The organism is Micromonospora echinofusca (assembly GCF_017614955.1).
Classification (GTDB): domain Bacteria; phylum Actinomycetota; class Actinomycetes; order Mycobacteriales; family Micromonosporaceae; genus Micromonospora; species Micromonospora echinofusca_A.
This window is the reverse complement of the sequence record NZ_WVUH01000237.1, coordinates 1-11,769: the sequence shown is the minus strand read 5'-3', so window position 1 is coordinate 11,769 and position 11,769 is coordinate 1. Positions and strand designations below refer to the sequence as shown.

At 73.3% G+C, this 11,769-nt stretch carries 2 protein-coding genes and 1 pseudogene; 1 reads left to right on the top strand and 2 read right to left on the bottom strand.

Annotated features, from left to right (window positions below; genetic code table 11):
• Positions 1–1,540, bottom strand: a pseudogene (locus GSF22_RS23155) (type I polyketide synthase); the annotation flags it as partial.
• Positions 1,541–1,935: 395 nt separating this feature from the next.
• Here GSF22_RS23155 and GSF22_RS23150 point away from each other — a divergent pair.
• A complete protein-coding gene (locus GSF22_RS23150) occupies positions 1,936–2,835 on the top strand; it encodes a proline iminopeptidase-family hydrolase (protein ID WP_208815841.1) in 900 nt (299 codons plus the stop codon).
• 146 nt (positions 2,836–2,981) lie between these two features.
• Here GSF22_RS23150 and GSF22_RS23145 read toward each other — a convergent pair.
• A partial coding sequence (locus GSF22_RS23145) for a type I polyketide synthase (RefSeq protein WP_208815840.1) occupies positions 2,982–11,769 on the bottom strand: 8,788 nt, incomplete at its 5' end.

Sequence of the window (11,769 nt, the reverse complement as noted above, 5' to 3'; positions counted from 1 at the left end):
AGGCCACATCACGAGGCGACAGCCCCGGCTCGGAACCCACGAACGAGACCAGCTTCGCCGCCTGGGCACGCACCGCCTCCGGCGACTTGCCGGAGAGCACCCACGGCAGCACACCGTCACCCACCGGATCCGGGGACTCCTCGACGAGCGCCGCAACTGCGGCCGGTGCCTGCTCCAGGATGACGTGTGCGTTCGTACCCGAAATGCCGAACGACGAGACACCCGCGCGGCGCGGCCGGTCGGACGCCGGCCACTCCCGGGCCTCGGCCAGCAGTTCCACCGCGCCGGCCGACCAGTCGATGTGCGGGCTGGGCGCATCGACGTGCAGGGTCTTCGGCAGGACACCGTGCCGCATCGCCTGCACCATCTTGATCACACCGGCCACACCCGCAGCCGCCTGCGTGTGACCCAGGTTCGACTTCACCGCACCCAACCACAGCGGCGCGTCGGCCGACCGCCCCTGGCCGTAGGTGGCGAGCAGGGCCTGCGCCTCGATCGGGTCACCCAGGTTGGTACCCGTACCGTGCGCCTCCACCGCGTCCACGTCGGCCGGTTCCAGGCGGGCGTTGGCCAACGCGGACATGATCACCCGCTGCTGCGACGGACCGTTCGGGGCGGTCAGCCCGTTCGACGCACCGTCCTGGTTGACCGCCGAACCCCTGACCACGGCCAGGATCCGGTGCCCGTTGCGCTGCGCGTCGGAGAGCCGCTCCAGCACGAGTACGCCGACACCCTCGGCCAGGCCGGTGCCGTCCGCCGCGGCGGCGAAGGGCTTGCACCGGCCGTCCGGGGCGGCGGCCCGCTGCCGGGAGAAGTCGATGAACGTGTTGGGGCTGGCCATCACGCTCGCGCCGCCGGCCAGTGCGAGGGCGCACTCCCCGGCGCGCAGCGCCTGCACCGCCAGGTGCAGCGCCACCAGCGACGACGAGCAGGCCGTGTCGACGGTGACCGCCGGGCCCTCCAGCCCGAAGACGTACGAGATGCGCCCGGAGGCGACGCTGCCGGAGGTGCCGGTACCGAGGAAGGACTCGACGCCTTCCGGCACGGACCGCACGTCGGTGGCGTAGTCGTGGTACATCAGACCGGCGAAGACCCCGGTGTCGCTGCCCCGCAGGTCGACCGGGTCGATCCCGGCCGACTCGAACGCCTCCCAGGACGCCTCCAGCAGCAGCCGCTGCTGCGGGTCCATGGCGAGCGCCTCACGGGGCGAGATGCCGAAGAAGGTCGGGTCGAAGTCACCGGCCCCGTCGACGAAACCGCCCTCCCGGACGTACGAGGCGCCCCGGGGGTCGGCATCCGGGCCGTGCAGGGATTCCAGGTCCCAACCCCGGTCGGTGGGGAAGGCACCGATGCCGTCGACGCCGTCGAGCAGGTTCCGCCACAGGTCGTCAGGGTTGCGGACACCGCCCGGGTACTGGCAGGCCATGCCGACGATGGCGATCGGCTCCGCGTTCCGGCTCTCCACGTCGGACAGTCGCTGCCGGGTCTGCTGCAGTTCGGCAGCCGCCCGCTTGAGGTATTCGCGGAGTTTGTCCTCGGTGGCCATGTCTCTCATACACCTCATAAAGTCGACAGTTGCGCGGACGACCTTTTCTGCCCCACGTACGGCAGTCGGCTCAGCAGGCGACGCATTACCACCCGGCGCGTGCGCCCGAGCGAAATCCGCCCATGGAAACCCTTATTCAGAGGCCCGGATCGGAGAAACCCCTAGGCTCCCCACAACCCGCCCCTAACCTCGCCAGGGTGTGATCAGGTGTGCGCAGTGAGACAGGAGACGCCCTGCCCGCAAGGCTTCCGGGGACGTACGCTACAGCGGGACCACCACCACCGGTCCCGTACGGCGGCAGGACGCCAGCCGGTCGCGTCAGCACCATCCGTACGCAATAAGGGATTGCCGCAGAATCGCCCGGACCCGAAACAACAGAGGGACAGAGAATGTTCGCACCGCCGAGCGTAGAGGGAAATGTTCCCTTCGACGAGGGCCACACGTGGTATCGGGTCACCGGCGACCTTGAATGGGGCAATCCCCCACTCGTGGTCCTGCACGGCGGCCCGGGCAGCACCCACGACTATCTGTTGAGCCTGACCGGGTTGGCCGCCGACGGGTGGCCCGTCGTGCACTACGACCAGCTCGGCAACGGCCGGTCCACCCATCTGCCCGAGCGGGGCGCCGACTTCTGGACGGTGCCGCTGTTCCTGGCCGAGCTGGACAACCTGCTCGACCATCTCGGCATCGCCGACGACTACGTCCTGTTCGGACAGTCCTGGGGCGGGATGCTCGCCGCCGAGCACGCGATCCGCGATCCGGAGGGGCTGCGGGGCATGGTCATCGCCAACTCCCCCGCCTCGATGCCGTTGTGGCGGGCCGAGGCGGCCCGGCTGCGTACCGAACTCCCGCCGGACGTACAGGAGACGCTGACCCGGCACGAGACGGCCGGTACGACCGACAGTCCGGAGTACCGCAAGGCGGCGTTCGCCTACTACCAGCGGTTCGTCTGCCGTACCGAGCCGCTGCCGCCGGAGCTCGCGGCGACCTTCATGGCGCTGGAGAACGACCCGACGGTCTACTCGACGATGAACGGTCCCAACGACTTCCACGTCATCGGTACGTTGCGGGACTGGTCGGTGGTCGGCCGGCTCGGTGCCGTCACCGCGCCGACCCTGCTGATCAGCGGCCGGTACGACGAGGCCACCCCGGCGACCGTGCAGCCGTTCTACGACGAGATCGACATGGTGGAGTGGGAGGTCTTCGAGGAGTCCAGCCACCTGCCGCACCTGGAGGAGCCGGAGCGGTTCACCAAGGTGCTGCGGGCCTGGCTGACCAACCTCGGCTGACCGACCCTGGCTGGCCGGCAGGGGTCGGGTCACGAACACGGTGGGGTGTCCGCGTGCTGCGGGCACCCCACCGTTTTGTGCTGCCACGTGTAAGGAAGGGCCCCTTCCTATACAAAAAACGATAGGAAGGGGCCCTTCCTAACACCTCAGGTGTTGTCGATCAGGGCGAACAGGTCGTCGTCGCTGGCCTCGTCGAGATCCTCGGCGGCCGGTGCGTCCGGTGCCGCGGTCAGCTTGGCGAGGCTGTCCTTGAGGCGTACCGCCAGCCGGTTGCGGACGCTGTCGTCGGCCAGGGCCGCGAGCGCCGCCTCCAGCTTGTCGATCTCGGCGACCAGGGCCTGGACCGCAGCCTCCCCGTTGCCCTCCCCACCGAGTTCGGCGGTGAGGAACTGGGCGACGTGCTCCGGGGTGGGGTGGTCGAAGACCAGGGTCGCCGGCAGTCGCAGCCCGACGGTGTTGCCGAGCCGGTTGCGCAGCTCGACCGCGAGCAGCGAGTCGAAGCCGAACTCCTTGAACGGCCGGCTCGGCGTGATCTCCTCAGCCGAGGCGAAGCCGAGCACCACCGCGATCTGCTCCCGGACCAGCTTCAGCAGCGCCTCCTGCCGCTCCTCGGGTGCCAGCGCGGTCAGCTTCTGCCGCAGCGCCGCACCGTCGGTGGCCCCGCCCGCCCGCCGGGCCGGTACCCGGACCAGGCCCCGCAGCAGGGCCGGCACCTCACCCGAACCGGAGCCCGCACCCGAGCCCGACCCGGAGCCGATTGCGGCGGCGGCCAGCGCGGCCACGTCCAGCCGCATCGGTACCAGCACCGGCAGGTCGACGCCGAGCGCGGTGTCGAACAGCGCCAGGCCCTCCGCCTCGGTGAGCGGGGCGAGCCCGTTGCGGGCCATCCGCTGCACGTCCACCTCGGTGAGCTGGCTGGTCATGCCGTCCCCGGCCGCGCCGACGGCCAGGTTGCGCGCCCACAGGCCCCAGGCGAGGGACTGGGCGGGCAGGCCGGCGGAGCGGCGGACCACGGTGAGCGCGTCGAGGAACGCGTTCGCCGCCGCGTAGTTGCCCTGCCCGGCGTTGCCGAAGGTGGCTGCCGCCGAGGAGAAGAGCACGAAACCGGCCAGGTCGAGTTCCCGGGTCAGTTCGTGCAGGTTCCAGGCGGCGTCCACCTTGGGCCGCAGTACGGTGTCGAGCTGACCGGGGGTCAGCGCGGCGACCACACTGTCGTCGAGCACTCCGGCCGAGTGCACCACGGCGGTAAGCGGGTGTCCGGCCGGTACGCCGGCCAGCAGCCCGGCCAGCGCGTCCCGGTCGGCGGCGTCGCAGGCGGCGACGGTGACCGTGGCACCCAGCGACTCCAGGTCGGCGGCGAGTTCCGCCGCACCCGGGGCCGCCGGACCCCGCCGGCTGGTCAGCAGCAGGTGCCGCACGGAGTGTTCGGTCACCAGGTGCCGGGCGAACAGCGCCCCCAGCCCACCGGTACCGCCGGTGACCAGCACCGTCCCGTCCGGGTTCCACTCCCGTACGACCGGTCCGGTGCCGACCGGCACCTTCGCCAGTCGCGGTGCGGCGAACCGCCCGTCCCGGATGGCGAGCTGCGGTTCACCGCTGGCCAGGGCGGTGGGCAGCGCGGCCAGCGAGGCGTCGGAGTCGTCGGAGTCGACCAGGACGAACCGGTCCGGGTTCTCCGACTGGGCAGAGCGGAGCAGACCCCAGGCCGCCGCGAGCGCCGGGTCGGGCTGCTCGCCCTCGGCCACCGCCACCGCGCCGAAGGTCAGCAGCACCAGCCGGGAGGTGGTGAACTTCTCGTCGGCGAGCCAGTCCTGGGCCAGGGCGAGGGCCTGCTGCACGGTGGCCTTGACCGTGGCGGCCACCCCGTCGGCCGTCGCGGTCGCCTTCCGGTGCAGCACCACGACCGGGGTACGGCCGTCGCCGTCCACCGCCTCCTGGAGGCTGGCCAGCCCCGGGTGGGCGGCCACCTGCATACCGGCGCCGGTGAGCACGTCGACGACCCGGTGGTCGTCGCCGAGTACCGCCCAGGCACCGGTGGCGGGGACCGTACCGGCCGGCGGGGTGACCGCCGCCCAGTCGACCCGGAACAGCGACTCGTGGTACGCCGCGCCCGCCGAGGCGAGCTGCTGCGGCGAGACGGCCCGGACGGAGAGCGACTCGACGGTCAGCACCGGCGTACCGGTGCCGTCGGTCAGCTCCAGGGCGACCGTGTCGTCGCCGGTCGGCCGGAGCCGGGCCCGCAGCCGGGTGGCCCCGGTGGCGTGCAGGGTCACGCCCTGCCAGCCGAACGGGAGCTTAGGCCGGCCCGCTTCGGTCGCCCCGTCGGCCTCGGCCAGGCCGATGCCGTGCAGGGCGCCGTCGAGCAGCGCCGGGTGGACGCCGAAACCGTCGGTGCCGGTGCCCTCCTCCAGCTCCACCTCGACGTACAGTTCGTCCCCGGCCCGCCAGGCGGACCGCAGGCCCTGGAACACCGGCCCGTACTCCAGGCCGGCCAGCGCCAGCCGGGGGTACAGGTCGGTCACGTCGACCGGTACCGCACCGGCCGGCGGCCAGCTGGCCGGACCGGTGGCGGGCAGCGGCGCACCTGGGGCAAGGGTGCCGGTGGCGTGCCGGATCCACTCCTCGGGTCGCCCCGATCCGGTGGTCTCCCGGCCGGAGTGGATGGTGACGGTACGGCGGCCCGCGTCGTCCGGTTCGCCGACCGCGACCCGGAGCTGCGCCGCCCCGCCGTCGGCGAGGACCAGCGGCACCTCCAGGGTCAGGTCCTCCAGCAGGTCGCAGCCGACCTCGTCGCCGGCCCGCAGGGCCAGGTCGACGAAGGCGGTGCCGGGCAGCAGGACCGTGCCGTTGACCGCGTGGTCGACCAGCCAGTCCGGCTGGCCGGCGGCGACCCGGCCGGTGAGCAGCAGCCCGTCCGAGTCGGGCAGCGCGACGACCGCGCCGAGCAGCGGGTGGTCACTGGCCCCGAGGCCGACCGAGCCGACGTCCCCGGCGCCCTGGGTTCCGCCGCCGAGCAGCCAGAACCGCTGGGTCTGGAAGGCGTACGTGGGCAGCGGCACCCGCTTCGCGGTGGCGCCGTACGCGGGCCGCCAGTCGATCGGCAGACCCCCGGCGTACGCCTCGGCGAGCGAGGTGAAGACCCGGCGCGGGCCGCCCTCGCCGCGCCGGAGGGTACCGGTGACGGTGGCCGGGCTGCCCAGCTCGTGCAGGGTCTCCTGGACGGCCATGGTGAGTACCGGGTGCGGGCTCATCTCCAGGAAGCTGCCGAAGCCCTGCCCGGCGAGTTCCCGGACCGCGTCGAGGAACCGGACGGTCTGCCGCAGGTTCGTGTACCAGTACCGGGCGTCCATCATCGCCGTGTCGATGAACTCCCCGTACACGGTGGAGAAGAACGGCACGTCGGTGCTGCGCGGCGCCACCGGGGCGAGCACCTCCAGCAGCTCTTCCTCCAACTCCTCGACCTGCGCGGAGTGCGAGGCGTAGTCCACCGCGATCCGGCGAGCCCGGATTTCGGCGCCCTCGCAGTGGGCGATCATCTCGTCGAGGGCGGCGACCTCACCGGAGACCACCACCGAGCCGGTGCCGTTGACCACGGCGATGGAGAGCCGCTCGTCCCAGCGGGCGATCAGTTCCTCGGCCTGCGCGAGCGGCAGCCCGACGGAGACCATGCCGCCCCGGCCGGCGAGCCGGCGGATCGTCCGGCTGCGCAGCGCCACCACCCGGGCCGCGTCGCTGAGGCTGAGCGCGCCGGCCACGCAGGCCGCCGCGATCTCACCCTGGCTGTGGCCGACCACGGCGGCCGGTTCGACGCCGTACGACCGCCACACCTCGGCCAGTGACACCATGACCGCCCAGAGCACCGGCTGCACCACGTCCACCCGGTCCAGGCCGGGTTCGCTGCCGCGCAGCACGTCGGTCAGGGACCAGTCGACGAACTCGTTCAGCGCCGCCTCGCACTCGGCGATCCGGTCGGCGAAGGCCGGCGACGACTCCAGCAGCTCCAGCCCCATGCCGAGCCACTGGGAGCCCTGCCCGGGGAAGAGGAACGCCGCCCGGGTGTCCGTACCGGCCGAACCGGTGACCACCTCCGCTGCGGCGGTGCCGGCGGCCAGGTCGGCCAGGGCGCGCAGCAGCTCGTCCCGGCCGGCCCCGGTGACCACCGCCCGGTGCTCGTGCACCGACCGGGTGGTGGCCAGCGAGAACCCGATGTCCCGCAGGGACGCCTCCGGGTTCGCCTCGGCGTACGCCCGCAGCTTCGCGGCCTGCGCCGGGACGGCCTCGGCGGTCCGCCCGGAGAGCGTCCACGGCACCACCAGGTCGGCCGGCTCCGGCGCGGCGGCCGGGGTGACCTCGGCCGGGGGCTGCTCCAGGATGATGTGCGCGTTGGTGCCGGAGAAGCCGAACGAGGAGACCGCCGCCCGGCGCGGCCGGTCCACGGCCGGCCACTGGCGGCTGTCGGTGAGCAGTTCGACCGCCCCGGCCGACCAGTCGATGTGCGGGGACGGCTCGTCGACGTGCAGGGTCTTCGGCAGCAGCCCGTGCCGCATGGCCTGCACCATCTTGATGATGCCGCCGACGCCGGCTGCCGCCTGGGTGTGCCCGATGTTCGACTTCAGCGAACCCAGCCAGAGCGGGTTGTCGTCGGAGCGGCCCTGCCCGTAGGTGGCGATCAGGGCCTGCGCCTCGATCGGGTCACCGAGCTTGGTGCCCGTACCGTGCGCCTCCACCACGTCCACGTCGGCGGTGGTCAACCCGGCGTTGGCCAGCGCGGCGCGGATCACCCGCTGCTGGGAGGGGCCGTTCGGGGCGGTCAGGCCGTTGGAGGCGCCGTCCTGGTTGAGCGCGCTGCCGCGCACGACGGCGAACACGGGGTGTCCGTTGCGCCGGGCGTCGGAGAGCCGTTCCAGCAGCAGCATGCCGGTGCCCTCGGCCCAACCGGTCCCGTCGGCGCCCGCCGCGAACGCCTTGCACCGGCCGTCCGGGGAGAGCCCGCGCTGCGCCGAGAAGTCGACGAACGTACCCGGGGTCGCCATCACGGTGACCCCACCGGCGAGCGCCAGGTTGCACTCGCCGGTCCGCAGCGACTGGACCGCCATGTGCGTGGCGACCAGCGACGAGGAGCAGGCGGTGTCCATGGTCACCGCCGGGCCCTCCAGCCCCAGCACGTACGACACCCGGCCGGAGGCGACGCTGCCGGCGCCACCGGTACCGAGGAAGCCGGCGACCTCGTCGGTCGGCGCGTTCTGGAGGCTGGAACCGTAGTCGTGGTACATGACGCCGACGAAGACGCCGGTCCGGCTGCCCCGGGCGGAGACCGGGTCGATGCCGGCCGACTCGAACGCCTCCCAGGACGCCTGGAGCAGCAGCCGCTGCTGCGGGTCCATGGCCAGCGCCTCACGGGGTGAGATGCCGAAGAAGGCGGCGTCGAACTCGGCGGCGTCGTGCAGGAAACCGCCCTCGCGGGTGTAGCTGGTGCCGGAGCGCAGCGACTCGGGGTCGTAGAGCGCCTCGACGTCCCAGCCCCGGTCGGTCGGGAACAGGCTGATCGCGTCCCGCTCCTCGGCGACCAGGCGCCACAGGTCCTCGGGGGTGCTGACCCCGCCCGGGTACCGGCAGGCGATGCCGACGATCGCGATCGGGTCGTCGTCGGCCACCGTACTGCCGGCGACCACCTCGTCGGTGACCGTGCCGAGCAGCTCGGCGCGGACGTGCTCGGCGACCGCCGCCGGGGTCGGGTAGTCGAACACCAGCGTGGCGGGCAGCCGCAGCCCGGTGACCGTACCGAGCCGGTTGCGCAGCTCGACGGCGGTCAGCGAGTCGAAGCCGATCTCCTTGAACGGCCGGTTCGGGTCGATGGCGGACGCCGACGAGTAGCCGAGCACGTCGCTGACCTGGGTGCAGACCAGGGCGGAGAGGAACTTGCCCTGCTCGGTCTCGCTGAGCCCGGCCAGCCGGCGGGACAGGTCGGTGGCGGCCGGTGCGCTCGCGGCGGCCCGCCGCCGGCTGCGCACCAGACCCCGCAGTACGGCCGGCACCTCGCCGCCCCCGGCGGCGGAGTTGAGGGTGGCCACGTCCAGCGACAGCGGTACCAGGGTGGCGGCCCCGCCGGCCAGGGCCGCGTCGAAGAGGGCCAGGCCCTCGTCGGCGGCGAGCGGGCGCAGCCCGCCCCGGGCCATCCGGTCGAGGTCGGCGTCGGTCAGGTCACCGGCCATGCCGCTGCTCTGCCCGACGGGTGCCCAGAGACCCCAGGCGAGGGCCTGCCCGGGCAGCCCGTTCGCCCGGCGGTGCTGGGCGAGGGCGTCCAGGAAGCAGTTCGCGGCGGCGTAGTTGCCCTGGCCGGGGCCACCGAAGACGCCGGCCGAGGAGGAGAAGAGCACGAACGCGGCGAGGTCCGCGTCCCGGGTCAGCTCGTGCAGGTGCCAGGCGGCGTCGGCCTTCGGCCGGAGTACGCCGTCGACCCGTTCCGGGGTGAGCGAGGTGACCACCCCGTCGTCGAGCATCCCGGCCAGGTGCAGGACCCCGGTCAGCGGGTGTGCGGCCGGTACGGCGGCCAGCACGGCGGCCAGTGCGTCCCGGTCGGCGGTGTCGCAGGCGGCGACGGTGACCGTGGCGCCCAGCGACTCCAGGTCGGCGACGAGTTCCGCCGCACCCGGGGCCGCCGGACCCCGACGGCTGGTCAGCAGCAGGTGCCGCACCGAGTGTTCGGCCACCAGGTGCCGGGCGAACAACGCCCCCAGCCCACCGGTACCGCCGGTGACCAGCACCGTCCCGTCCGGGTTCCACTGCGGCGCGGCCGGCTGCTCCGGCTGGGCCACCCGGGCCAGTCGGGGCGCGAAAACGCCGTCCTGGCGGAGGGCGAGCTGCGGTTCCCCGGAGGCGAGCGCCTCCGGCAGCCGGACCAGCGACGAGTCGTGGTCGACGTCGACCAGCACGATCCGGTCCGGGTTCTCCGACTGGGCGGAGCGGGCCAGGCCCCAGCCGGCGGCGCCGGCCAGGTCGGTGACGTCCGGGTCCGCGCCGGTCGCGACCGCACCCCGGGTCACCAGGACCAGCTTCGTGCCGGCCAGCTTCTCCTCGGCCAGGAAACCCTGGAGCAGCGCGAGCAGGTCACGGACCGCCGGGCCGGGCGGACCGGCCGGGGCCGCCGGCACCGCTGCCAGCACCGCCGTCGGCGCACCGTCGGCGGCGGTCAGGGCGGCCAGATCCGGGTACGCCGGCGCGGGCAGCCCGAGACCGTCGAGTCCGGAGCCGAGCAGCGCCCACTGCTCGGTGGTGGTGGGCGTACCGGGCTGGACCGGGGTCCACTCCACCTGGAACAGCGAGCCGTACCGGGTCTCCCGGACGGTGAACTGGTCGGCGCTGACCGGTCGGGTCGCCAGGGCGGCGACCGTGGCGACCGGCAGGCCGGCCCCGTCGGCCAGCAGCAGGGAGACGCCACCGTTGGCCAGGGTGACGCGTACCCGCAGGGCGCTGGCGCCGGTGGCGTGCAGGGTGACCCCGGTGAAAGCGAACGGCAGCCCGGCCTGCTCGGTCGCCCCGGTCAGGGCCACCCCGTGCAGGGCCGCGTCCATCAGGGCCGGGTGCAGACCGAAGCCCTCGGCGCTGGTGCCCTCCGGCAGGGCCACCTCGGCGAGAATGTCGCCGCCGTGCCGCCAGGCGGCCCGCAGGCCCTGGAACACCGGCCCGTACCCGAGCCCGGCGGTGGCGAGTTGCGGGTACAGCGAGTCGACGTCGACCGGTTCGGCGCCGGCCGGCGGCCACGCGGTCAACTCGGCCGGCACGGTCGAGGTCGCCGGGGTGAGTACCCCGGTGGCGTGCCGGGTCCACTCCGCCTGATCCCCCTCCGGGCAGGAGTAGACGTGCAACGGCCGGCAGCCCTGCGCGTCGGCTTCGCCGACGGTGATCTGCACGTGCACCGCACCGGTCGCGGGCAGCACCAGCGGCGCCTGGAGCGTCAACTCGTCCAGCGTGTCGCAACCGACCCGGTGCCCCGCGTGCAACGCCAACTCCACGTGCGCGGTACCCGGCAGCACGATCGTGTCCATCACCTGGTGATCGGCCAACCACGGATGCGTCGCCACCGACAGTCGGCCGGTCAACACGTGCTCGTCGCCGGAGCCGAGGGTCATCGCCGCCGCCAGGAGCGGGTGGTTCGCGGCGGTCATGCCCAGACCGGTCGGGTCGGACGGCACCAGCGGACCCGATTCCAGCCAGTACCGCTGGTGCTGGAAGGCGTACGTCGGCAGATCGACCCGCCGACCACCGGTCAGGAGGCCGGAGAAGTCGACTTGCACGCCCCGGGCCCAGAGCGAGCCCAGACCGGTGGTGAAGGTCAGCGCAGCGTCCCGGTCCCTGCGGACCAGCGGAACGGCGGTGGCCTCCTCCAGGATCTGCCCGGTCAGGGCGGTCAGGATGCCGTCCGGGCCGATCTCGACGAAGGTGCTGGCACCACTGGCGGTGACCGCGTCGGCGAACCGCACCCCGGCCTTGACGTGCTCCACCCAGTACTCCGGGTCGGCCCACACGCTCGCGGTGGTCAACTCACCGGTCACCGTCGAGGCGACAGTGGCATCGCTGGCCGTGAAGGACAGGCCGGCGACCACGGTGCGGAACTCGTCCAGCATCGGCGCCATCAACGGCGAATGGAACGCATGCGACACCGACAGCCGCTTCGTCTTACGACCCAACCCCCGGAAATGCGCCGCCACCTCCTCGACCGCCGCCTCCGCGCCCGAGACGACGACCGAGGTCGGGCCGTTGACCGCACCCACCCCGACGGCGTCTGAACGGTCGGCCAGCAGCGGCAACACCTCCGCCTCCGTGGCCTGCACCGACACCATCACCCCACCACCGGGTAGGGCCTGCATCAACCGACCACGAGCCGCCACCAGCCGCGCCGCATCCGCGAGCGACAACACACCGGTCACGTGCGCG